The sequence below is a fragment of the Desulfonauticus submarinus genome, assembly GCF_900104045.1.
Classification (GTDB): Bacteria; Desulfobacterota; Desulfovibrionia; order Desulfovibrionales; family Desulfonatronovibrionaceae; genus Desulfonauticus; species Desulfonauticus submarinus.
Genome location: NZ_FNIN01000002.1, coordinates 130,194 through 155,842 on the forward strand (window position 1 = coordinate 130,194; position 25,649 = coordinate 155,842).

The 25,649-nt window shown below is 31.0% G+C and carries 22 protein-coding genes; 3 read left to right on the top strand and 19 right to left on the bottom strand.

Going from position 1 to position 25,649, the window contains the following annotated elements; genetic code table 11:
* The first annotated feature begins 60 nt into the window (after positions 1-60).
* Positions 61-1,617 carry a glycosyltransferase gene (locus BLP60_RS03130; RefSeq protein WP_092063277.1) on the top strand — a complete coding sequence of 519 codons (1,557 nt, stop codon included), beginning with the start codon at positions 61-63 and terminating at the stop codon, positions 1,615-1,617.
* Here the strand turns inward: BLP60_RS03130 and BLP60_RS03135 are convergent.
* Genes BLP60_RS03135 through pseB form a run of 14 tightly spaced genes read right to left on the bottom strand, consistent with a single transcriptional unit; the run spans position 1,609 to position 18,359 of the window.
* Positions 1,609-2,748, bottom strand: a complete 1,140-nt coding sequence (locus tag BLP60_RS03135) for a glycosyltransferase (protein WP_092063280.1) — start codon at positions 2,746-2,748, stop codon at positions 1,609-1,611. The two genes, BLP60_RS03130 and BLP60_RS03135, sit on opposite strands and share 9 nt — an antisense overlap.
* A gap of 21 nt (positions 2,749-2,769) precedes the next feature.
* A complete protein-coding gene (locus tag BLP60_RS03140; RefSeq protein ID WP_092063282.1) occupies positions 2,770-6,486 on the bottom strand; it encodes a glycosyltransferase in 3,717 nt (1,238 codons plus the stop codon).
* 15 nt (positions 6,487-6,501) lie between these two features.
* Positions 6,502-7,089: a class I SAM-dependent methyltransferase gene (locus BLP60_RS03145; RefSeq protein ID WP_092063285.1), complete on the bottom strand. Its 588-nt coding sequence runs from the start codon at positions 7,087-7,089 to the stop codon at positions 6,502-6,504.
* Between the two features lie 8 nt (positions 7,090-7,097).
* The gene (gene galE, locus BLP60_RS03150) at positions 7,098-8,078 is read right to left on the bottom strand and encodes a UDP-glucose 4-epimerase GalE (RefSeq protein ID WP_092063287.1); all 981 of its coding nucleotides are present in this window, start codon (positions 8,076-8,078) and stop codon (positions 7,098-7,100) included.
* A gap of 10 nt (positions 8,079-8,088) precedes the next feature.
* Positions 8,089-10,179 carry an FkbM family methyltransferase gene (locus tag BLP60_RS03155; protein ID WP_092063290.1) on the bottom strand — a complete coding sequence of 697 codons (2,091 nt, stop codon included), beginning with the start codon at positions 10,177-10,179 and terminating at the stop codon, positions 8,089-8,091.
* A gap of 17 nt (positions 10,180-10,196) precedes the next feature.
* Positions 10,197-11,126 carry a hypothetical protein gene (locus BLP60_RS03160; protein ID WP_143338907.1) on the bottom strand — a complete coding sequence of 310 codons (930 nt, stop codon included), beginning with the start codon at positions 11,124-11,126 and terminating at the stop codon, positions 10,197-10,199.
* 11 nt (positions 11,127-11,137) lie between these two features.
* Positions 11,138-12,172: a pseudaminic acid synthase gene (gene pseI / locus BLP60_RS03165; RefSeq protein WP_234970939.1), complete on the bottom strand. Its 1,035-nt coding sequence runs from the start codon at positions 12,170-12,172 to the stop codon at positions 11,138-11,140.
* 12 nt (positions 12,173-12,184) lie between these two features.
* Positions 12,185-12,772, bottom strand: a complete 588-nt coding sequence (locus BLP60_RS03170) for a formyltransferase family protein (protein WP_092063298.1) — start codon at positions 12,770-12,772, stop codon at positions 12,185-12,187.
* Positions 12,769-13,812 carry a UDP-2,4-diacetamido-2,4,6-trideoxy-beta-L-altropyranose hydrolase gene (pseG, locus tag BLP60_RS03175; protein ID WP_092063301.1) on the bottom strand — a complete coding sequence of 348 codons (1,044 nt, stop codon included), beginning with the start codon at positions 13,810-13,812 and terminating at the stop codon, positions 12,769-12,771. The genes BLP60_RS03170 and pseG overlap by 4 nt, the downstream gene beginning before the upstream one ends.
* Positions 13,813-13,814: 2 nt before the next feature.
* A complete protein-coding gene (locus BLP60_RS03180) occupies positions 13,815-14,885 on the bottom strand; it encodes an N-acetylneuraminate synthase family protein (protein ID WP_092063304.1) in 1,071 nt (356 codons plus the stop codon).
* Positions 14,869-15,585 carry an acylneuraminate cytidylyltransferase family protein gene (locus BLP60_RS03185; RefSeq protein WP_159427679.1) on the bottom strand — a complete coding sequence of 239 codons (717 nt, stop codon included), beginning with the start codon at positions 15,583-15,585 and terminating at the stop codon, positions 14,869-14,871. Before BLP60_RS03185 ends, BLP60_RS03180 begins: the two co-directional genes overlap by 17 nt.
* Positions 15,578-16,219: a pseudaminic acid biosynthesis-associated methylase gene (locus BLP60_RS03190; protein WP_092063310.1), complete on the bottom strand. Its 642-nt coding sequence runs from the start codon at positions 16,217-16,219 to the stop codon at positions 15,578-15,580. The genes BLP60_RS03185 and BLP60_RS03190 overlap by 8 nt, the downstream gene beginning before the upstream one ends.
* Before the next feature lie 15 nt (positions 16,220-16,234).
* Entirely contained in the window at positions 16,235-17,389 is a 1,155-nt protein-coding gene (gene pseC / locus BLP60_RS03195) for a UDP-4-amino-4,6-dideoxy-N-acetyl-beta-L-altrosamine transaminase (RefSeq protein WP_092063313.1), read from the bottom strand.
* Positions 17,379-18,359, bottom strand: coding sequence for a UDP-N-acetylglucosamine 4,6-dehydratase (inverting) (gene pseB, locus BLP60_RS03200; protein WP_092063316.1), 981 nt, complete (start codon positions 18,357-18,359; stop codon positions 17,379-17,381). The genes pseC and pseB overlap by 11 nt, the downstream gene beginning before the upstream one ends.
* Positions 18,360-18,596: 237 nt before the next feature.
* Between pseB and BLP60_RS03205 the strand changes: the two genes are divergently transcribed.
* Both BLP60_RS03205 and gmd read left to right on the top strand, forming a co-directional pair.
* Positions 18,597-19,541, top strand: coding sequence for a GDP-L-fucose synthase family protein (locus BLP60_RS03205; RefSeq protein ID WP_092063319.1), 945 nt, complete (start codon positions 18,597-18,599; stop codon positions 19,539-19,541).
* Between the two features lie 2 nt (positions 19,542-19,543).
* Positions 19,544-20,704 (top strand): GDP-mannose 4,6-dehydratase, encoded by a 1,161-nt coding sequence (gene gmd, locus BLP60_RS03210; RefSeq protein ID WP_092063322.1) that lies wholly within the window; start codon positions 19,544-19,546, stop codon positions 20,702-20,704.
* Positions 20,705-20,725: 21 nt separating this feature from the next.
* On the opposite strand, the gene BLP60_RS03215 is transcribed toward gmd, so the two are convergent.
* The 5 genes from BLP60_RS03215 to BLP60_RS03235 are packed head-to-tail and all read right to left on the bottom strand — an operon-like array spanning position 20,726 to position 25,649.
* Entirely contained in the window at positions 20,726-21,544 is an 819-nt protein-coding gene (locus BLP60_RS03215; RefSeq protein ID WP_092063325.1) for a sugar phosphate isomerase/epimerase family protein, read from the bottom strand.
* Positions 21,531-23,165, bottom strand: a complete 1,635-nt coding sequence (locus tag BLP60_RS03220) for a M99 family carboxypeptidase catalytic domain-containing protein (RefSeq protein WP_092063328.1) — start codon at positions 23,163-23,165, stop codon at positions 21,531-21,533. Before BLP60_RS03220 ends, BLP60_RS03215 begins: the two co-directional genes overlap by 14 nt.
* Positions 23,131-23,829 (bottom strand): hypothetical protein, encoded by a 699-nt coding sequence (locus tag BLP60_RS03225; protein WP_092063332.1) that lies wholly within the window; start codon positions 23,827-23,829, stop codon positions 23,131-23,133. Before BLP60_RS03225 ends, BLP60_RS03220 begins: the two co-directional genes overlap by 35 nt.
* Positions 23,819-25,093 (bottom strand): L,D-transpeptidase family protein, encoded by a 1,275-nt coding sequence (locus tag BLP60_RS03230; RefSeq protein ID WP_092063335.1) that lies wholly within the window; start codon positions 25,091-25,093, stop codon positions 23,819-23,821. The genes BLP60_RS03225 and BLP60_RS03230 overlap by 11 nt, the downstream gene beginning before the upstream one ends.
* On the bottom strand, positions 25,077-25,649 hold the full coding sequence (locus BLP60_RS03235; protein WP_092063338.1) for a hypothetical protein: 573 nt from the start codon (positions 25,647-25,649) through the stop codon (positions 25,077-25,079). The genes BLP60_RS03230 and BLP60_RS03235 overlap by 17 nt, the downstream gene beginning before the upstream one ends.

Below are 25,649 nucleotides of genomic sequence, written 5' to 3' on the forward strand. Positions count from 1 at the left end.
TCTTATTTTTGATTATAAAAATTACAAAGTTTAATAAAAAGCGTCAAGAAAAGGATTATTATGCAAAATCAATATCACTATCAGTTCGTCAGTAGCGGTCTTCCAGAAGAACTACATTATATAAATTTAAAAGAAGTTATTTCCCATTTAAAAAATCATCTTAACAATTTTCTTTTGGACCCTAGTGTTACTGCATGTTATATAAACAGAATAGTACAAGATAAAGAAATACTGCAAGATAAAGAAGCCCTGTCATTTCTTAAATATCTTTTAAACAAGTATATTCAATTAGATCCTTTTGATCTTAATGTTCTTTCACTATTAATTCAGATAGATCCCCAAGAATGGATTAGAAAAAGAATATCTATTATAAGAAAATACGCTAAAAATAAAATTATAGATAAAATAAATGATATTGTAAAAACAAATAACGAAAAAAGTCGCCATATTCTTCACACATTAATCAAAGATAATCCTGACAATATACTTTTAGCTCAAAAGGCTCTCTTATTAGATTATTTAAAAGGTATTGCTCCAGGACAATGGATAAATTATTTTAAATGTCCCCAAGAATTATCATTATTATGGAAAATCTACCTATTTGAACATTATGCTAAACTTAATATAATTGAAGAAGCATATAAACTCTGGAACAATATTTATAACGATCTCAATTTAAAAGAAAATACTTTAAATCTAGCAGCAGAAATTCTAGTTAAATGTGGAAAATTAGAGCAAGCTATTTCTTGTTATAAAAAATCTTTGAAATTAGATAAACTACAAATACCTGTAAAACTGCGTTTAAAACAGCTAGAATCCCCCTTACCTTTAAACAAAGAACTATTGATATCTAAAAAAGTTAATATTTATTTATATACCTATAACAAAGAAAAATTTTTATTAAAAACCCTAAAATCACTTTTAAACACAGATATAGGAAATTCACAAATTACTGTTTTATTAAATGGATGTACTGACAATTCAAAAGAAATACTAAAAAAATTTAATACTATAAAAACAATAGAATTACCTATCAATATTGGAGCTCCAGCAGCTAGAAATTGGCTCATTGCCCAAGAAGATACATGGAAATGCGACTATATAGCTTTTTTAGATGATGACATCACTTTGTCAAAAAATTGGCTAATTAATTTTCTTAACGTAGCAGAACAAGATCAAAAAACAGCTGTTGTCGGTGGGAAAATATTATTCCCTCAAAAACCTTCTCGTTTGCAATATCTATATCGAAACTTTTCTATTATAAGAAAAGATTTATTACGTATCTCTCTAGATGCTCCCAATAATCAATTCGATAACAATGTATATGATTTTGTACGAGAGACTTGGAATGTTATGGGGTGTTGCCACCTTTTAAAAACATCTGCCTTAAAAAAAGTGCCTTACTTTGATATAAGATTCTCTCCTTCTCAAATGGACGATATCGCTCATGATATTGAATTAAAATTAAAAGGATATAGGATAAAATATTGCGGACTCGTCTCTATAGTTCATTATCAAAATTCAGGAATCAAAGGTAGAGAAGATTATGCTAAATTTGGAAATGTTATAGGTAATGATGTAAAATTTTTTTATAAATTTATTAGCCTATTAACTTAATAAAAAAATACTTTCCCGTTGTTTTCTATCTGTTATTATTTTTTTAAACGTATCATATCCATATTTATTAGCCAATTTAACAGAATTCCCAAGCTGATTTCCTCTAGCGACTTTGCTCACTTTTCTTTCTTCATGTGTTAATTGAGCATGAATAGTATATATATTCCCATTATATAACAAATCGTAACCAGCTAGTCTCATTCTAATACCATGATCAATATCTACATATTGAGAAGGAGAAAACATAATATCAAATAATCCAACATTATCAAATATACTTTTTTTAAAAACAGAAAAACATCCTGTTACATAATCACAAATATTATTTATAAGATCATATTGTCCAAAATCAACTTCATCTCTATGAGTAAAAAAACCAATCTTGCTATCATCTTCTAAAACATTTTCTAAAATAATAGGAAAGGCATCTTGTATCTTCCCTGACACAGACAATGTTTTTGATCCAACAGCTGCCACATTCTTAGAATAAGTAAAAGAATTTAAAAATAATTTAAGCCAATTTGGGGGAAAATCCAACACATCATCATCAAGAATCGCTATAAAATCTGCTTCCGAGTGATCCCAGTATGTTAACATAAAATTATGACCTGCAGGCCTACCAATATTAGTGGGTAAAGAGTGAATAAAAAAATTAAATTTCTTTTTAAATAGACCATTAGACAAAATATCAGAAAGTAAATCCTTTGTCCCATCTATACTACCATTGTCTAAAATAAAAACCTCGCAGTTGTCATATTCTGTCTGATTTAAACACTTTATTGTCTCTACCAAATAATCCTTTCTATTATTAGTAAGTATTAAAACATGGACTTTTGGTTCTTTTTCAAACAATAATTTTTCTCCTGTAACTAAGTGAAAATATTTTTCCAATTGAAAAGCTCTTTTTTTAGCAAACCATATTTTTCCTTCAGACAAAAAATACGATTTATTCCAATATATAATAGCTTCTTCATATTTATGTAACTTGAAAAAAGCATTACCTAATAAATAATAACTAAAGGGAGACAAACTTTTTACTTTTTGCTGAAAAGTAGATACAATTTTATTGTATTTACCTTGAAGAGTCATAAGCAACATATATTGCTCTATATCATTAAAATGATCTTTCATTTTCTTTCCCCATGACAATACTTAACTTAATAATTTATTAATATTAGTTTTTATTTTATCTAGGTTGATTTTCTCTTCTAATTTCTCTCTAGATTTTTTTACAAAATTTTCCCAAATATCTTGTTTTGAATACAATAAGCTTGTTTTTAGCGCAAAGTCATCCGGACTATCCGCGACAAAACAATCTACTTTATCCCTTAAATCAAACCCTTCTATGCCTATAGCAGTAGAAACTATCGGGAGCCCACTGACAATTGCCTCTCCGATTTTCCCTTTCATTCCTGCGCCATAGGTAAGAGGACACACAAACACTCTAAATTGCTGCAAAAATGACTGTAAATCCTTAACCTTCCCATGCACAATAACATTTTCATTTTCTAGATGTTTAAATTTTTCTCTAGATTTAAAACCAACAATATGAAATTTAATATTATCATTAAGCTCTAAAATGCGAGGATAAATTTCTTTTAAAAAATATAGTACCGCATCATAATTATGATTGACATCAAAATTGCCTAAAAACACTATTCCTTTTCTTTTTGCAAAAGGAATATTTATATTTGAAAAATAATGAATGTTAGGAATAACAGTAATAGGAGGCAAATTAATCAATTCTTGTTCTAAATCCTTTTTTTCCTGTTCAGTTACTACAATAAGTTGATCAGCAAAAGGATAGGTTTCTTGTTCTAATTTTAAAAACTGCTCTGCAACATATAAATCAGAAATATCTTTAGAAAGACGATATTTACGTAAAAATTTCTTAGCATGAAAATCCATTGTATCTATAATAATTTTTATATCCTGACCATGCTTCCTAATCTCTTTCACAATAAATCTAACTTTTTGGAAATATTCTAAAAGCCAAAGATTCGTTACCCATAATACTTTTGGGTTACTGTCTAATATATATTCCAAATATCTTTTGGAATTAAAATCTATTAATTTAAAAGTTACATTCTTATGTAGATCAGCATAGCACTGATCATTTTCATCAGGGATAAAATAAAAATAATTTAACTTATAGCCTAAAGATGTACATATTTTTAGTATATTATGCACTCTAAGTTGAGAAGAACTACAATCAAATCTAGGCATAAAATCACTAACAAAACATATATCTGTATCTTTATAAGAATGAAAAAAACTCTTTTTCTCCATTTTAAACTTTTTCTGAAAATTATCTGTCACTAGTTTGTTCTCAGCAGAACAGAAAAAAGAGAAATGGTGGTATTTTCTTTTAATATAATTATTTGCCACCCTAAAACCTAAAAAGTCGCGATCCACAGTCCAAACACAATCCAAGTCTTCTGGCCGATCTTCATGTTTCCTTAAAGCAATGCTCCACTTTTTTAAAAATTTTTTTCTATTGATACTTAAGAAACGTCGCATTCCTTGATTTTCATCTAAACCCGCAGAAACAGAGCCATGGTGCAAAATTTTAGCATTAGGTTCATAATAAGTTTCCAACCCCAATGAACGTAAAGTAAAACTATAATCCGTATCTTCATAATAACCAGGGGAGTAAATAGGATCAAAACCTCCAACTTCTTTAAAAATTTCTTTAGGAGTCAATAAACAAGCTCCAGAACAATAGTCTACTCTGCTCACTCTATTAAAAATAGAAAGCATTGGATCTTTACCTCTACCAAAATTTAACGCAGTCCCATCTGAAAATACAACCGCTCCTGCTTCTTGAATAGTTCCATTAGGATAAATTAGCTGACAACCAACAGCCCCAACATTACACTCTCTTTCAAAAACTTTTAACATGTGTTCTAAAAAACCTGAAAATGGCTCCGTATCATTATTTAGAAAAAGTAAAAATTCACCACTCGCCTCTTCAGCACCTTGATTACACGCCAAGGTGTATCCTAAATTTTCTTTATTTGTAATTACTTTAAAATTCCCACTTACTTGTTTGAGAAAATTAGATGTCTCATCTGATGAAGCATTGTCTATAACGATAACTTCACAATTTAAGAATTTTTTTAATACATAAGACAGAATATATAGACAACGTCTTGTATATTCTACTTGATTATAAACTGGAATAATAATTGATATTTTTGTCTGAAATAGTTTATTCTGTTTATATAAAAAATTTCTATTTCTATACATCGAACGAATATGTTCTTTCTCATAAATGGGCAAAGAAGACTTAGCATGATTAGAAAGAGCATCCTCATCTAACCAATATAATCCAGTAAATAAAGGAATATGTTTTAATTCAAATTCTTCTCCCACTCTCAACCAAAATTCTTGATCAGCCATTGCAGTATAAAATTCATCAAAAAAACCAATCCTATCGTGAATGCAAGTTTTCCACATAGGATGAGGACCTACCAGACAACGTTGCAAAAGATCAAAATAAGAAAAATCAGGCCAAACAAAATTATTAGGGTGTGTTTTGCTAGGAGAAGCATTTTCAAAATCTTGATGGGGTTCGTCTGTAACTTTAGTATCTCCATACACCAAAGCTACATGAGGATTACTCAGCAATTCCTTTGCAAGCAATTCATAAGCATCTTTTCTTAATCTATCATTTGTACTAAACGGAGTTATCAGACTACCCTTTGCTAATAAGATACCAAGATTCCACGCTGTATAAACTCCTATACGAACTGGTGTACGTACATAACAAATATTTAAATATTTTTTTTGATATTCTCTGATAATATCGCCTTCATTTTGAGGAGAATCAGCATCAATAATAATAATTTGTATTTTATCTTTTAATGTTTGAGAAAGTAAATCATCAAGACATTCCTTAATAAATTCTTCTCCTTTATACGAAGAGACAATCGTAGAAATTAAATAATTTGACCTTTTATCAAAATGTATTTCACATTCTTTCAGCATGCTGTAGAGTAATTGTTTTTGTTTCTCTATAATCCTCGAACGTATAACCTGAGAAGTAGCAGACCTTATTGCATCTGTTATTTCAGAACTTAATCTAGATAAACACCTAAAAATAGGTTTAAAGTTACTTCTATCAACCAATTCACTGAGAGGTAAAAAGGAAATCCTTTTGTAATTTAAATTAAAATTAAACTGAGCATACTGTAACACAAAAGACTCTGTATCCAACCACCTTTCTAATCTACTTGTTTCTAATATAGTCTTTTTTTTACTCTTTATATACCTTCCTCCCAAAATACTTTCTATAATATATAATTTAGTCTTCTTTAAAAAAAGACTCCACAAATCATCTGCTTTCAAGTAGACATTATCCGTTAATTTCAAGTCATTAATTAAATCTCTTCGCCAAAAAGAAAATTCTACTCCAATCTTTTTATTTTTTTCAATATTAAAATAATTTGGGAAAGATTCTATTAGGTTATTAACTTGATTGTATTCATCCCAACAAACAAAGGCTTTAGATGTAATCCATGATATATCTTGGCAGGATTTAAAAATCTCTCCTACTACAAATAAAGAGCCATCAAAGTACCTAGCCTTAGGATATAAAAAACCAATAACCTGTCCACTAGTTTTCGATAAAACTTGTCTTATTGCATTAAACCTGTCCTCCGTCGGTATATGCTCCAAAACAATATCTTTCTTATAAGCATTTACTATATCTAGACTAGAATCTATACTTCCACAATCTATTACTATATACTCTAGATTAGGATACTCTTGAGAAAGAACAGATTCTATGCACTGAGATATAAATTTCTCATCATTTAAACATGGAGTAATAATACTTATTCTTGGAAAGTCCTGACATCCTCCCATTATAAACCTCTATCTTTATCTCGATTTTACAAATAATTTATTCGAAACTACTTCTTTATACCTCCTAGATCTTTTCACTAAAAGATCAACAACTAATTTGATCTGGGGAATTGATATCTGCTCTGCAGTATAATATTCTAAAATATTAGGATAAACTGCTGGATTGCAGGTAGGAGAATTAGAAAAAGTCCAATAATAATCATCAAAATCAATGAATCCCCCAACTTTAAGGAGCATATCACACAAAAAAAAAGCAAAACCATCTATTTCCCATGTATGCGCTCCATCTAAATAAATATAATCAAATTTTAAATTAATATTATCTCTGATTATCTTCATAAAGTCCCAATTATAAGAATCTTTTAATTTATTAGAACAACCATGAATAAATATATTTTTATACCCAAGATGAGATAATCTCTGATAAACATCTTCTACTATATGCTGGCGATCAAACAAATGAATCTCTCCATTGTTATCTAGTATCTTAGCAAATTTTAATGATGTATTACCTTTGGCAACTCCAACTTCAGCAATATATGGATATTTTATGTCTTTAACTATTGCAGCAAACAGATCAACAGTATTTTTATTTTGTATCATATCTTTTCCTATTTAAGAAATTTAACATCTTTCTTCTGCCATCTCCATGCACTTTCAACAATATCTTCTAATTTTGTAAACTTAGGAGACCAATTTAAAATAGCTTTAGCCTTTTCATAATTTGCAATTAATTTAGGTGGATCTCCATCACGTCGACTACCAATTTTACTTTTAATTTTTACTCCTGTTACTCTGCAAGCTACATCTATAACTTGCTTTACAGAATATCCTTGTCCGTTCCCAAGGTTAAACACATTAGAGGTATTATTTTTCTTTAAAAACTCTAATGCTAAAAAATGAGCTCTTGCTATATCTAAAACATGAATATAGTCTCTAATGCATGTACCATCAAATGTATCGTAGTCATCTCCGTAGATTTCAATATATTCCTTTTTACCTAATGCCACATCTAATACCAAAGGGATTAAATGCGTCTCAGGACAATGTCTTTCTCCAATTTCTCCATCTAAATCAGCACCAGCAGCATTAAAATAACGTAGAGAAATATACTTCAATCCATACGCTTTAGAATAATCTTCTAAAATTTCTTCTACCATTAGTTTACTTCTACCATAAGGATTAACGGGAATAAGAGGATGTTTTTCAGAAAGAGGGATAAAGCTAGGACTGCCATACACTGCACAAGACGAAGAAAATACAAATTTATCTACACCAAACTTTTTCATAGTATTTAATAAATTTATAGTATTATACACATTATTCAAATAATATTTTTCAGGGTCTACAACAGACTCTCCCACATAAGCAAATGCAGCAAAATGCATGACTGCATCTATTTCATACTTTGCAAACAACAATTCTAGCTGTTTTAAACTATTTAAGTCTCCTAATACAAACTCTCCCCACTTAACAAATTCTTTATGGCCATAAATTAAATTATCAAAGATTACTGTAGAATATCCTTGTTCATAAAGAAACTTATTAACATGGCTTCCAATATAACCAGCTCCACCAACTAATAAAATCATTAAATTACCTCTATTTTTTTAAAATATCATCATATAATTTTTTATATCTATTTGCCTGTAAATCTAAAGAAAAATTTTTCTTACAAAACTCTCTACAATTGTTAATAATATTTTGATTATATTTCTTTTGTGCTATAGCCCACAAAATACCTTCTAATAACCCCTCGCTACTTTTAGGAGGCGCTAAAAATCCATTATATTTATGCTTTATCATATCAGGGATACCACCAACCTCAAAGCCTACTACAGGAGTTCCACACGCTAATGATTCTAACACAATATTAGGTAAGTTGTCTTCCAGAGATGGAACTATAGTAACATCTGCTAAACTATAAATTTGAGCTAATTGGCTTTCATCTTCTACATAACCAAAAGATATAACGGGAAAGCCAAGTTGAGAAACGACTTCTGTATTTCTACCAAAAACAGCTAAGACGATACTTTCTTTTTTTTGAAGTGCTTTAAGGTGTACCAGTGTATCTAAAAGAAATTTAATTCCTTTACGTTTATTACTAATGGAATCAGCACCAAATAACACTACAAAATCATTTCTTTTTATATTAACAAGATTACGTAATTTATTTTTATCATAGGGCTTAAAAGTATCCAATGGCAATCCATACGGGATAATATGCACAGGATAATTTTTAAATAAGGAACTATTTTTAGCACATTCAGCTAACCATTTACTAGGAGCAACAACAGTTATATCCAGTTGCTTATATATTTCTCGCTTTTGTTCCCAAATCTTTCTGGAAATATCCTGCTCTCTATCAGAACCCAATAACGGACACTTTCCACACATCTCTTTATATTTTTCACATCCATTTGAGTAATGGCAACCACCAGTAAAAGGGTTCATATCATGCAAAGTCCAAACTATTTTTTTGGTTTTTAAAAAATCAACCTCTTTAGCTAAGTTAACTGTACCTGCAATCCAATGAAAATGGAGAATATCTGCTTCCTTTACTTCTAAAATGTTTGATATTTGATTAGTTGAGCATAAATCTGTAAATATCTCCAAATAATCGGAACGTCTTTTATAGGGTTCTATTATTTTTTTAATATGGTTGGAAAAAAATTGCCACCCAGGAGAAATAAAATGAGTACGTTGTTTAACTGGCTTATCATATAAAGGGAAAGAACACTCCTTCCACTTTTTCAGATTATTTAAAAATAACTTACTATCCTCACCTATAGACAATAATCCCTCATGAAGTCTCAAGGCTGCAGTACCAGCTCCTCCATAATCTTGCATACAAAATTGAACTATCTTCTTAACTGGCTCTGTATTATAGGATTTATTGTTCCACGCAAAAATTGTAAAAATATATTTATCTGTATTTACGAATTTAAAAGGTGTTTTATTATGTCTGACCCAAGTTGCTAAATGGCAGTCAGAAAGGACATATCTAAAGTCACCTCTTTCAAAAACCTTAAAAATATCTGATAACAACGTTTTCTTTTCATTCAATTTATGCACTTCTACTATAGCAGTAGAAATTTTGTCTATACTATCATCTATATCTTTTAAAACTTCAAACTCTGCTCCTTCTATATCTAACTTCAATAAATCTATCTTATCAAAATTGTCCAAAAATTCTTTTAATTTTAATGAAGGAACCAAAGCATGACTGCTTTTATTAGATATATATCCAGAATCATTACCTTTTTGACAAAAATAAACTCCTCTATTATGTATCCATACAGCTTTATTATAAATTTTTATGTTTTTTATTTTATTATAAGAAATATTATATTCTAAAACTTTAAATATATCTTGATCAGCCTCAAAAGAGTAAATCCTAGCAGATGGATATAATCTGGCAAAATAAATGGAAGTTAGTCCAATATGGGCACCGCAATCTATAATAACAGGTTTTTTTGAATTAGAATAAAACTTATAAATCTCTTTTTTAAAAATCTGCTCTAATTCAAAAAATAAACTGTGCAAATCAACAAAAATAAGTGGTATTCCTTCTACAATTATTTTCCCATATCTACAGCGAGGATATGTATCCTTTAAAGATAGTAAAATATTTAGTACTTCCTCTAAGGATCCCTGTGCGATTAAAGGATATTTATTAGCTTCTATATTCATAATAAATACAACCAAGATTAAAAATTAACATATTCAAACCCAATCCATTCAAAAATAGCTTTTAATTCTTCTGGTGTTTTTATTTGATCATATCCACCCCATTCATTCATAAATTTCAATTGAATATCCGAAAGTTTATCACTAAACTTAGAAAATAATGACATAGCTTTTTTTACCATATGATTCTGATAAAAAGAAACATCTGGATCAGAGACATCATACCTATTTTTAACAAAAGAAACATCCTGTTTAATATAGAAAAAAGGTTTTTTTAAATAACAACAATAAGAAAAATGTGTACCTAAACTATTTGAAACAACGCAATCAGCAATATAAATAATACTTTTTAATCTTTCCAAAAAGTGTCTATCGTACATATGGCCGGCACTAACACATAAAATATTCTCTTTGTAAAAAATATTATGTAAACCTTTAAGCACATCCTTCCAATAAATACACGCTACAATATGATCAAAGTTTCTCCCTATAGCTTTTACCTTGTTTATAAACTCAATTATATCATAGTAACTATCTATCCAATGTGTAGAGTGGTATGGAAAAACTAACAACACTTTACCTAAAGCGTTTTTTAAACTCATTAAATCTTTTTTCTTATAATAATAATCAGCATAATGAATATATGGACCTATAGCAAAAGATAAGCATTTAAATCTATCAGATAGCCAAATTTTTCTTATTTTTTTTTGGACAATTGCAATTTTATATTTACTTATTAACAAATCCTCAGGATTAGCATTATATCTAGGATTACCATGCTCTATACAACATTTTAAAGATACATTTTCAGGAATTGAAGAATACTTTTTTAATATATAAGCATGACCATAAAAATCGTTTCTAGTATTAATCTCTGGTGTAATTAATGGTTTATCTATACTCCCTGCGTATCTTTTTATGTCATAAAATAGAGGATGATCAGGTATCATATAAAATCCTTTTATAATATTAAACTCCAATTAAGAGGAGTTCCTTTTTTTATGTCAACCTTGGCCTTTTTACCTAAAATATGGCTTATATATCTAGTATGCAATCCATAACCTGGTCTTATTGATTTTACTTTTTCCTCTGTAAATTCCTCTCCTGCTTTCATATCCTTTACCACAAAAAGAGAACGTCTAAAAACTCTACTTTCTTTTTGTTTGTCTGTAAGCTCATAGCTCACGCTACCCAGAGCCTTTTCTACTGCTCTCACTGACTCTACCATTGTTTTAAACTCATCTGGCTCCAAAGAAAATGACGCATCAGGAGAGGGAATATCTCGTGATAAAATAAAATGCTTTTCAACTATTTTTGCACCCAATGCAACAGAAGCCACAGGAACAGCAATACCTAAACTATGGTCAGAAACACCTACAGGCAAATTAAAAGTTTCTGCCAAATGAGGAATCGTTCTTAAATTCATTTCCTCATAAGGTGCAGGATAGGCACTAGTACATTTAAGCAAGGCTATCTCTCCAGCTCCATCATTTCTTAATGTCCTTACGGCTTCATCTATTTCAGCAAGTGTGGCCATTCCAGTGGACATAATTACAGGCTTACCAGTTTTAGCTATTTTGCGAAGTAAGGGGATATCCACTATCTCGAAAGAAGCTACTTTATACAAAGGAACTCCAAGATCTTCTAAAAAATCAACTGCTGAGGGATCAAAAGGTGTGGAAAAAAATATAAGTCCAAGATCTTCAGCAATTTTTTTTAGACTGGAGTGCCACTCCCAGGGAGTATATGCTTCTTCATAAAGTTGATATAAAGTTTTCCCTTGCCAAATTGTATCCTTAATTCGAAAATATTCATTATCACAATTTATAGTCATTATATCAGGGGTATAGGTTTGAAGCTTTATAGCGTCAGCTCCCGCCTCTTTAGCAGCCTTAATTGTTTGGACAGCAATATCAAAGTCTTGATTATGATTAGCTGATAACTCGGCGATTATAAAAACAGAAGAGAAAGTATTAACTATTGTATTAGTTATCACGAATATACCTCATCAAGTATTATTTTTAAGGGCTTTCCCTTTTAAATCCTTAACTAAAGTATTCCAACCCTTTTCTCTCAAAAGATACTCATATTTTTTTTTATCTAATAGTTTATGAAACGAACCTCCCGGAGGCTGTTTTTTACGCTCAACTTTACCTTCCAGGATAAAAGGCCAATTTTCCTTAAACAAACTAATTATCTCATAATTAAGCTTATTGTATGTTGTTGCAAGAGTCTCTTGCTCTTCATTGAAAAAAATTTCCTTTTGCGCTATAATATCACCTGTATCTATACCTTCATCAATGTAATGAATAGTTACACCCTTTGGCGTGTCTTCCAAAAAACTCCACAAATTTGGATCGGCTCCTCTATTCCATGGTAATAAAGATATATGTAAATTAATTGCATTGCCTTTTAAAAATTCTAAAACAGAGGGTTTAATAATATGTCTATAGCGGTAACTGACAATAAAATTAACCTTGTTTTCTATTAAAAAGGATATATCTATTTTGTCTGAGTACTCAATAACCTTACATCCAGAATTTAATATGGTAGAAGTAATTTGTAAGTTATTTGGTCCCAATAGGAGAACATTCATAATTGAGTAACCTCGTAAAGAATTCTTTCTAAACCTAATCCATCAATAAGTTTTTTGCTTTTTAAATACATCTTCTCTCTTATACCATCATAGAGTATTTTTCTAATTTCTTCTTTTAATGTATTAACCTTAATTCTTAAAAACCACCCTAAATTACGAGCAGCCCCAAATTTTTCCAATCCTGTACCTATTCCTTCTTGATTCTCAGCAACAGTAATTATTAAACTCGGCACCCCCATAAACACCAGTTCCCAACAAGTACTTCCCCCGGCCGTTATTGCTAGATCCGCCCATTTCATAAATTCTGGCATTTCTTCAGGTAATGGAGAATATATAAGCGAGGCAGGTAGATCTTTATCTTCTATATAAAACTTAATCTCTTCCAAATGTGGATTAGAAGGACCAACAATCACTTTAACTTCTATATCCAAATCATTAAGAAGATATATCGCTTTGAGAACCTTAAGAGTTATATTCTCTATATCTGCTCCTCCCATTGTTACTAGAATATTACGAGCTTTTGTAGGAATTGTCCGTTTGAAGTTTCTATTTCGCAAAAACTCCTGTCTTAACATAACATATTTACATCCCAGCAATTGGACCGTATTTTCACTACACGAATAGTTCAACTCAGGAGCATTAATGTTCTGATTAAGCAAAATATCAGCGTAATAGAGAGGAAGATGATTATAATCATCAATCACCATTAACTTGTATCCATTTTCTTTAATCGCTTTCTGATAATCAGCGTCAAAGTGGTATCCATCTGCCACCACTATTGGCTCTTTCTGGCCGCTGGTTTTTAGATTACGCAAAAAAGCCAATGTGAATTCAAGATCAAAAGAATCTGGATGAGGGGTCTTTAAAGAAACCAGGTTAAAACCTTCATCTTGAATACGCTGACGCAAAAGTTTACTTCCACAATGAGAAAGAAAAACGACTTCACCACCTCTATCCTGCCATGCCTGCGCCAAAGCTATACACCGCATGATATGACCTGTTCCTATTTCAGGAGTTGAATCCGTACGAATTATTAACATAACTACTCAAAATCATTAAAATATAATTTTTCACCTTGTAAAACATCTCTTTTTAATCTTTTCCCTAAAACTAAAAAATCTAAGTGAGCCTCAATTCCATCTCCTGGCCTTCTATACTCTATCATATTTTGTTTTAAAAACTCCCCTTTCTTTAAATTTACTCTAGCAAATAAGCTTCTCCTCACTTTCTTTCTATTATCTAATTCTTCTTTAGTTAGACTTTTCCTTCTACTACCCATCATCATCTCAATATTTCTAATAGCTTTTACAAACTCATACGCCTCATCAGGTTCCAAAGACATAATATGTTCAGGGCTACGAATAGTTTTGTCTAAAGTAATAGTTTTTTCTATAATATTAGCTCCTAACGCAACAGCCGCAATATCTGCATCTCTACCAGGAAAATGATCGGAAAATGCTACTGGATAGGGAAACATTGCTTGAAGAGTAATAAGAATTCTCAAATTAACTCCTTGTAACGGAGAAGGATATCCTGAAGGACAATGATTAATAATGATCTTATCACAACCATTTCTTTCTAAAATATCTATTGCTTCCTCCACTTCTCCTAAAGTAGCTAATCCTGTGTCAATTTGTACAATCCAATCATATTTCGCTGCCTCTGCCAGCAAATAGTGATAATTAATATCTCCTGAACAAATTTTTATCATTCTAACACCATGTGAGTATAAAAACTCTAACTCTTCTACTGTTGTGACTGTAGAAAAAAATAATATTTCTCTTTGTTTACAATAATTGATTAAATCTACCCACTCTTCTCTAGTAAGTTCTCTTCGTTTCAAAATATCTAATAAAGGTTCGCTAATTTCTATAATTTTCTTGGTATTCTTATCTACTAAAACTTTATATTTAAATAGTACTTCTTTAGAAGAAACAAGATCTGATGCTCTCAACATTTGAAACTTTATAGCATCTGCTCCTGCCTTTACTGCGACATCTACTAACTTTTTAGCTGTATCCAACCCATTATGAGTTGCTCCTGCCTCCATTACAATAAAAATAGGTTGTCCTTTCCCTATCTTCTTGTCTCCATATTCAACTATCTTGCTCATCGAAAATACCCCTTTCGAGTAAAAACTCAGCAAACAAAAAGTCCTCTAGTGTATCAATATCAACACTTCTATTCCATGGCATGGTATAAGTAAATAAAGGCCTACCATAGTAAGTTCTATTCTCTAGAAAAGAAGGTATATCAACAATTGTAATTGCTCCATTAGCTCTATAAGTATTTGGCAATTCATGCCTCTTTAAATTAATAAAGTCAGGAAAACACGGCTCCATTATTAAACTCTTTTGTTTTAATCTTTTTAAAGCCCAAAAAGGGTTATGACCAAACTCTGACACACTCATTAAAAACTTAGCTTTATTTTTTTTAAATATATCCAAAGCATTTCTAATATCATTAGGAGTCCTAAAAGGCGTAGTTGGAAGTAATATAATCAATATGTCAAAAAATTTCCCTATTCTTTCATATTGCCTTAATACGTCCAGACATACATCTGCCACTCCAGCTGGATCTCTTGCCAGATCTTTAGAACGCATAAAAGGAACTTTAGCTCCTGCTTGCTTGGCAATATCAGCAATTTCTTCACTTTCAGTGGACACCATAATTTCTCCACAGCATCCTGACTCTGTCGCACTTTTAATTGTATACTCTATTAGAGGACGCCCTCTCAAGGGCAAAATATTTTTTCTCGGTAGTCGAGTAGAACCGAGCTTTGCAGGAATAATTGTTAAAACTTTTTTATCCATTGTCCCTTCCATCTTTCTTCTCTAATAAAAACCAATTCATATCATCTTGCGGAAAATACTCATCTCTATGATAAACAAAACCATAATCAATTAAAAACAAATCATTATATAAATCTAACATTTCTCCTGCAAAATCTCTTTTAAAGAGTTTGTTTCTATGGCCTCTATAAACAACTTCAACTGGAGTTGGATTATAATATTCACATATAAGAATATATCTTCTTGAACTATGATATAAAAGATTATAAACTATTTTTAATTTGTTAGGATTTATATGAATTAATACCCCTTTAGTAAAAGTTAAATCCCATTTTTTGTCAAAAGCAATATCTAATATAGAACTAACATAAATTTCTGCACTAGGTATATTATTTTTTAATTCTAAAGCAGCTTTTTCATTTATCTCTACTGCCCCCATCTCTAGTTCAGGGATTAAATATCTAAGGGCCATTAAATTAAGACCGATATTTGCTCCTAACTCTAAAACGCTTTTAACATTTATGGTATGTCGTAATATCCTACTAAAAAGAGAGATATTCGAAGCAATACGTAAATAATCTCTATTACGCAGTGAATAATCATCTCCAAACTTACCTTTCCAAAATAATTCCTGCTCTGTAAATTTTCTATCCATTGTCTGATTCATCCATTACTTTATGAAAATACTTTGCTTCAAAATACTGACAACCCTTTCTACCTCTATCTCTTTCATTTCTGGAAAGATGGGCAAAGATAATATCTCTTCATACGCTGCCTCAGCCACAGGACAAAGTCCAAAATCATATCCAAATCTCTTACGATAATAAGGATGTAAATATACAGGAATATAATGTACATTTACACCAATACCGTTCTCTCGCATCTTTTTAAAAAGTTCTTTTCTATCTACACCTGTCAATAAAGGATCAACTCTTACTACATACAGATGATATGCATGAAAGATATTATCTTTAACTACTAAAGGAGAAATCCCTCTAATATCTTTTAAAGAATTATCATACTGCTTTGCAATTTCTCGACGTTTTTCTAGAAATTTAGATAGCTTCTTCAATTGACTTATACCTAAAGCACATTGAATATCCGTGATGCGATAATTGTATCCCAACTCTTCTATTTCGTAAAACCACGAACCTATCTTCTCCCTATGATGGAAATCAAAGCTAATCCCATGATTTCTAAACTTTTTCACTCTTTCTGCCAATTCCTCATTATCTGTTACAATCGCTCCACCTTCGCCAGTAGTAATATGTTTTACAGGGTGAAAACTAAACACTGTCAAATCTGCCAAAGAACCAACTTTCTTTCCCTTATATTTTGCTCCTAATGCATGGCAGCTATCGGCAATTAAAGTTAATCCATATTTTTTAGCTAAAACCTGAAATTTATCATAATCACAGGGTTGCCCAGCATAATCTACTGTAATTATAGCCCTAGTTTTAGACGTAATTTTTTTTTCAACCTCATCAGGACTCATGAGTAAAGTATCAGGCTCAACATCAGCAAATACAGGTTTTCCTCCCATATAACATACACAATTAGCAGTGGCAGCAAAAGTAATTGGTGGCACAATCACCTCATCTCCTGGCTTTAACCTCAAAGCATACATGGCACAATGAAGCGCGGCAGTTCCACTTGATACAGCCACTGCATATCTTGCTCCAACATAATTTGCTATAGCTTGCTCAAATTGAGCAACTTTCGGCCCTGTAGTCAGCCAATCAGAACGTAACACTGAGCAGACACTGGCAATATCATCTTCATCTATTGATTGACATCCATAAGGAATATAATCTTTATAATCCACTTACAATACTCCTTAGCTCCTCTACACTTAACCACCACGTATTCTTATCTGAACTATACTCAAAATCATTAGGTACAGATGTACATCCATTTCCTTTAAAACGTCTTGTAAAATAAGGAAAAGCTGGCTTAATTACATAATAGTCTTTAAATTCCACTGTATGCCTAGCTTCATCCTTAGGAATCATAACCTCATGAAGCTTTTCTCCTGGTCTAATACCTACTATTTTGGTTTTGCACTTAGGACAAATAGCTTTTACTAAATCCATAATATTCATACTTGGAAGCTTTGGAATAAAAATCTCTCCTCCAACCATTCGTTCTAAGCTTTTTAAAACAAAATCTACTCCTTGCTCTAAAGTAATCCAAAAACGCGTCATCCTCGGGTCTGTAACAGGCAATACACCTTCTTCTTTTTTCTTAAGAAAAAACGGAATAACACTCCCTCTACTTCCAACTACATTTCCATATCTTACTACTGAAAAACAAGTCTCATCCCGTCCTACATAACTATTTCCTGCAATAAACAGTTTATCAGAACAAAGCTTGGTGGCTCCATATAGATTTATAGGATTAGCAGCTTTATCTGTACTAAGAGCGATAACACGCTTTACTCCTGTATCTATGGCTACATTAATTACATTTTGAGCCCCAATTATGTTAGTCCTCACTGCCTCAAAAGGATTATACTCTGCTGCTGGTACCTGTTTTAAAGCAGCCGCATGAATAACATAATCAACCCCTCTAAAGGCCCTGTAAAGTCTTTCTTTATCGCGAACATCACCAATAAAATAACGCATACATGGGTATTGTTGTTCCGAAAAAATCTGTGACATCTCAAACTGCTTTAACTCATCTCGACTAAAAATTATCAGCTTCTTAGGACGATACCGTTTTAAAATAATTTCTGTACATTTTTTTCCAAAAGACCCAGTTCCGCCCGTTATTAAAATAACTTTATTATTCAACATTTTCCATACCTTTTTATTTTAATTTACTATAACCAAAAGCAAATATTGTGCCATATTCAAAAACTAAATGAGACATTTCAAAAACTAAAAAATTGAAAACCTTCTTAATTTTTTATAAATTCTAATCTAACATGAAAAATATTTTTATAGACAGGATAAATAAGAAAAGGGTATTCAATACCTAACTGAATAATCTAAAAATATAAAATAGAGAATTTATCTAAGGAGCAAAGATATATGCATAAAAACTCTAAAATATACATAGCCGGCCATAAGGGAATGGTGGGGAGTGCTATCTGGCGTGCTCTTAAAGATAAAGGATACTCTAATCTAATTGGGTTTCCATCTAGCAAACTAGATCTTACGAATCAAAAGCAAGTAGAGGACTTTTTTCTTACATATAAACCAGAGTATGTATTTTTAGCAGCAGCCAAAGTTGGAGGAATATTAGCCAATGCGACCTATCCTGCTCAATTTATTTATACAAATATTGCCATTGCGACAAATGTAATTCATGCTGCTCATAAGACAAAAGTCAAAAAACTCTTATTTTTAGGTTCTTCTTGTATTTATCCAAGGGAATGTCCTCAGCCGATTAAAGAAGAGTATTTACTCACTTCTAGTTTAGAACCCACTAACGAAGCATATGCAATAGCTAAAATTGCTGGTCTTAAAATGTGCGAATTTTATTTTAAAGAATATAAAGATAATTTCTTTGCTGTTATGCCAACTAATTTATATGGACCAAATGACAATTTCCATTTAGAAACCAGTCATGTTTTACCTGCCATGTTACGCAAATTTCATGAGGCAAAAATAAATAATAAGCAGCACGTCACCCTTTGGGGAACAGGACGTCCTAAAAGGGAATTCCTCCATGTGGACGATTTAGCAGAAGCCTGTATCTTTTTAATGAATCTAAAACAAGATTTTCCCCGCCTATTAAATATAGGATGCGGCCAAGATTTAAGCATAAAAGAACTTGCTTATAAAATTAAAACAATCATTGGATATAATGGAGAAATTATATGGGACACATCTAAACCAGATGGAACTCCTCGCAAACTTTTAGATATAAGCAAAATAAAAAAATTAGGCTGGCAACCTAAAATAAAATTAGACAAAGGCATATCCTCTACCTATAAATGGTTTGTTGCCAACTATAACAACATAAAGGAATAGTTATGGAAAAAATAGCTTTAATTACAGGTATTACAGGACAAGATGGTGCATATTTAGCAGACTTTCTTTTAAAAAAAGGATATATTGTCCATGGAATTAAAAGACGTACTTCTCTTTTTAATACGGATCGCATTGAACACTTATACCAAGATCCACATGACCCAAATAGGCGATTTATTTTACACTACGGAGATCTCACTGATTCTACTAACCTAATTAGATTAATTCAACGAATCCAACCAGATGAAATATATAATCTAGCTGCTCAAAGCCATGTTCAAGTATCTTTTGACAATCCAGAATATACTGCCAATGTAGATGCCCTAGGCACTCTTAGAATATTAGAGGCAATAAGAATTCTAAATCTAGTTAAAAAAACAAAATTTTATCAAGCATCTACCTCTGAATTATTTGGCAAGGTTCAACAAATACCTCAAAATGAAAACACTCCTTTTTATCCCCGCTCTCCTTATGCAGTAGCTAAATTATATGCTTACTGGATTACTGTAAATTACCGTGAGGCCTATGGTATATATGCCTGTAATGGTATTTTATTTAACCATGAATCTCCTATTAGAGGAGAAACTTTTGTAACCAGAAAAATTACCCGCGCTTTAACTCGAATTGTATTAGGATTACAAGACAGACTATACCTTGGGAATCTGGATGCCAAAAGAGATTGGGGACATGCTAAAGACTATGTAAAAATGATGTGGCTTATGCTTCAACAAAAAAAACCTGAGGACTATGTCATCGCTACAGGCGAACAACACAGTGTTAGAGAATTTGTAGAACAAAGTGCCAATCTTTTGGGTTTAGAAATAGAATGGAAGGGCAAAGGAGTAGATACAAAAGGGTTCGTAAATAAATTCAATAAGGACAAATTCTTCCATTTACTTGATATTCTAGGCTTAAAACCTAAAATAAATAGTTTCGACTTAGAAGAACGATGTATTATAGAAATAGATCCTCGCTATTTTAGGCCAACAGAAGTAGAAACTCTTCTTGGGGATGCTACCAAAGCCAAGGAAAAGTTAGGTTGGGAGCCTAAAATAACCTTCTCAGACATGATTAAAGAAATGGTTGAACAAGATTTAATACTAGCCTGTAGGGATTTTTTATGTGAAAACAATGGCTTTTGTATACAAACTAGAGAATGGTAATAAAAATTAAGATCTGCTCATTCACTTCTTAGATAAAAGAGAAAACCAATATTTATGACTATTTATAAAATCTACAGAAATATCAAAATCCTCTTTAGTGTGTGGCTCTAAAGTATATGTTGGACTAATCTCTAAAAACTCAAGTCCAGCAAAAAGCTCTACAAAAGGAATATTTCCTGCTCCCAAACCAAGGTGTTTATCATCAAAACCATCATTATCATGTAAATGAAGATGTTTTAAAAATGGTCCCAACAACTGAAGCCATTGTGCTAAATTACCAAGCTCACTTCCTTTTCCAAAACAAAACCAGTGACCTATATCTAGACAAAATCCTAAATACCTAATACTCCCTAGATGAGATAATAAATCTTTTATTGGTTCAGGCTCAAGTTCATAGACATTTTCCAAAAAAAGAGGAAAACGTTCATTTATCCTATCCAAAACCATTTCCCAAGTAGTCAAAGAATTGACCAACCAGTCAGAAAAAAAATCATCATATTCTTGAGGAAAATATCCAATATGAGCTATACTATGCACAGGGCTATATACTGCAGCTATGTCAACAGCCTCTAACAAGCGCTTCCTTGTAGCTTCTAAAATAAACGGATCAAGCGCTCCAGGCCTTAATTCTAAAAAAGGCAAATGAATAGAAACCTTAAGACCTTGTTTTGCAAAAATATCTGCAACTTCTAAATGCCAGCTCTTAGGGAACTCCTCCACACTAAGCCAATCTAACCCCAGTTCAGGCTGAATACGATGTTTAAGAAAATAATCCAAATATTCTTTGCCATCATAAATATATCTTAAAGGCAAGTTAACAAAAAAATTATGGAGAGACATAAATATCCTCTTTCTTTACTAAATCAAAGTTAAGAGCATTTCTGATTGTAATCCTATGCAACCCTTCTTCTAGTTTAAGAATATCTCCACTATAGTAAGGAAGAGGATATTTATCAAGAAATAAACAAAAATATTTTTCAGGATATATCTTTATTTTATAGTCACCTTGTTTTATCTTACTCTTTAGCAAAGTATACTGACTATTTTTTTTATCAATTAAAACAATATACTCTAATTTTGCTTTAGAGACTAAAACTCTCCACTTATAGGGATAAGAGTTTTTTGTTTCCCGTATAATATCAAACTGCCAAGTATTATCATTTAACACTTTAATATATTTTGACATAAACACATTTTTTGTTAAGTAAATAGGTGAATCTATATCCTGACCTGTATTAGTTAAGGAGTTAAATTTAATATAACCTTTTACATTTATCACCTCTCTCTTATTAGGCCATAATCCATATACAATTAGTGTTTGTCCTTCAAATGCCTTAATTGTTTCTCCTGGAAAAGCACATTTGACCTTACCGTCTAAAGAATAAATTAATAACGGATACCCAATACAAGACGAATAATACTTACTTTGTCCTATTTTTTTCTGTAAAACATTTTTTCCATCTAAAATAAAAGCAATATTTGTCCTTTGTCCTGGAAAAAGGACGAACTCTTTATTTTTTAAATCAATATCTATATCTCCAACTTTTACACCTACTTCCACACTTTTTGGATAAGAAAGATGCACTTTAAATACAAAGTTATTTACACGATAAATTTGAAAGTCTATCCTCTGTTTAAACCAATTTTTTATATCTTTTTCTATTTCTTTATTCCATGGAAGTTCAAATTCAACTCCCATCTCAGCACAAAGCCTTTTAATTAACATAAGCATATGTTTTGCTTTCCAAGACAAGTCCTTTATATTTTTACTAACTTCTATAGCAAAAGCAGGTTTGATATAATTTTTTAGTACATTATAAGTTAAAGATTTTTTTTGCTCTGGATATAAAGTTGTTGGAGAGAAGGTGTTCATGTTAAATAAAGAAAAAGAATACTTAGAAGGCGTAACTTGAGGGTTTACATCGCTTAAAACAGTTTTAGCCACACTTGCCAAATAAATATGTTCATAAACTGGTTCATCTATAATAATAGACTGACCATAACGTTTAGGATTTCTCAAGACATCAATATAATATTTAGAATAAAAACCACTTCCTTCATGAAGATGAATAAGGCCATCGCTCAATCCTACTAAATAAAAAATTGCTTGTGCTAAAGAATCTTCATAATATTCACGATAATTTTTATCAAACCTTCTATTCAAATCCACATGAACTTGTCTTTTAAATAAAAACAAAGAAGGCCAATTAGCTCGCGGAACTATTATCAAGCTTCCCTTTTTTACTTTCGCCTTACTTAAAATCTGAGCACAAATTACTCCTGTAAGCTCATCACCCTGAATGCCACCTTGAAGCATTATAGTTGGCCCAGGATGTTCGCCTTTTAAAAAATAAACTTTTAAAGGGAAAAAAGTTTCTTTGAAATAAACGCCAGAAGAAGCAAAAACACTATTGCTAAGAGCTACACTACAAAAGAATATTATCCAAAGGATATGTCTCACGAAAAATTACTTTTCCTTGATTGTTTTTAACTGTTAACTTAAATGCAAAAATATTATTCATGCTTATATAATCTGGAACTTTAAATCTAATCTGAACAGCCTTGAATCTTGAAATGGTAAATTTCAAATCTTCATTAGTTAAATTTAAGTCATAACTTTTTCCATCTCTAGTAATAACAGTAATAAAAACTCTTCCTCTACTTTCTTTATTTGCTTCCAAATTATTTAAGTCAAAACGCATAAGAAAATATTTATTATCTCTTATACACTGAACATTACTTATCTTAACTAAATTCAAATTCTTTTTACCAAAAAGTTCCTCTAAATCTAATCCTGGCTTATTCTTATTTTGAGCAATCCCTGAGACTAAATCTTTAATATATGTCTCATCATACTTTTCTAATAACTGTTTAACATTGTTCAAACGACTTAACTCAAATTTTATTTCCTTTAACTCATTCTCTTTTTCTTCTAATAGCGCATAATTTTTTTTATTTTCTTTATTTAATTTAAACAAAAAGAACGTACTAATACCACAGTATAATAGAATAAACACTAATAAAATGGGCAAAAATTTAACTACCCATCTCTTTATTCTAAAAGTTTTAAGAGAAGTATCATCTCGTAAAACAATTATATTATAATATATCTGCTTATTTTTCATCTATTCTAGTCCATTTTTCCTTCAAAATTCTCCATTTATCTTTATAAGGTTCTACTATTATTTCTTTTTTACCAAGATCAAAATATCCTGACATATCTTCATATCTCTGCACAAAATTTATTTTAAATCCAACCTTACTAAGTTTTATTTGCAAGTTATAAATCTCTATCTTTTTAGGTTTACGTTTAGCCCAAATATTTTTCTTAAAGTTTATAATATTTTTTAACCCTTTAACCTTTCCTTGTACAGCATTATCTGCATAAAACAAAGAATATGCTTTTATATCTGCCTTTTCCCAAGCTGTTTTCCACCCATCCAGCCATGTCTTCAAGTCTTTTGTTCTAGCTTTTAAATATTTTTTCAATACATCTGTTCTTTTTTGTTTTCTCCACTCTACCCCAACAATCTTCCAATCCCATTTATTTTGCATCCAATATAATCTCTTTATGCCAACAGATAAAAGAGCAGGTGAACGAAAAAGTTGGTCAAAATAACAAACTATATAATCTGGCCCATAAATTATTTTAGGCTTAGATATAAATACATCTATCCATTTATATTTTTTAAAAAGAGCCTTTTTTTTTGCAATAAAATGGGCATAATCTTTTTTCTTTTCTACAACTAAGTTCGAATCATAAAAATCAAAAAAATCAGGCGACTTTTTACGCCAAGCCCAAGACCACTCTTGAACTTTTTCTAAAATAAAACCAAAGAGTTGTGTCGCTTCTTTTTCCTTTAACCAATAAAAATCTTTTGTAATTATAACAGGAGTTTTTTTAAAAGAAATATTTTCCTCAATCAATGGAATATGATCTAAATTTACTGCCACGCAACCTTGAGTGTTAAACGCTTTAATAGGAGTACCTCTTCCATGAATCCATATCCCATGCCCACTTTTATTATGAAGAATATCCACAGGATTAGGATAATTTAAAGTAAAAGCTACCCCCCCATACAAAGAAAAATCTAAACCATGAGTTAATTTTTTTTCAATAAAGTACACTCCCTCTGGAGTTTTCTTGTCTCCTTCTTTTTGTTTGTCTCCTCTTACTTGTCCAGTAGTACACGGCAAGACAAAAATTTGTTTTAATGGACTATGATTTGAAAAAAAATAAAGTTTTTGTTGCTCTTTGCTAACAACAAAAAAATAACTTGGTAAAAATTGATTATTCTCTACCCTAAGTATCCATTCTGCCCTAGCCTCCCAGGACATGAGTAAACTTAACCAAGTTAAAAGAAAAGCAATTTTACCAAGTAAAGACAACCTGACCCTCTGGACCTGCAAACATCAATTCTTTAAAATTTGCAATATAAGGGAATCTAATAATATAAAAACTCTGCCATGGATTTGTAAATGGGAAAAATTCCTTTATCTTAGGGTAAGGCCATTCAAGCTCTCTAACTTCTAAAGGATAAATTTTTTTATTATTCTGGACAAGAAAAATTGACCATAATGGAGAAAGAATTTTAATTTTAGATAACTCATCAGTTGTAGAAGAAATAGCTACAAAAAATTCTATACTCTCTTTCCCTTCTTCTAAAACCTTTTGGGAAAACGCATCTTTTTCCTCTTTACTTAAACTATACACTTTTGCCCACTTTCTAACAAATGCTTTACGCCAGTCCATACTCTTATACACGCAAGAGACATCTATAACTTCATCTAATCCAACATATATCTTTTGATTATTAGTCCATTTTTTACTAATAGAATAATAATCTGTGGATTCAGATGGCCACAGTATTTTTTCCATCTCCTTAGAAGAACACCCACAATTTAATATCAAAGCCACTACAAATATAAATTTCAAATATCTCAT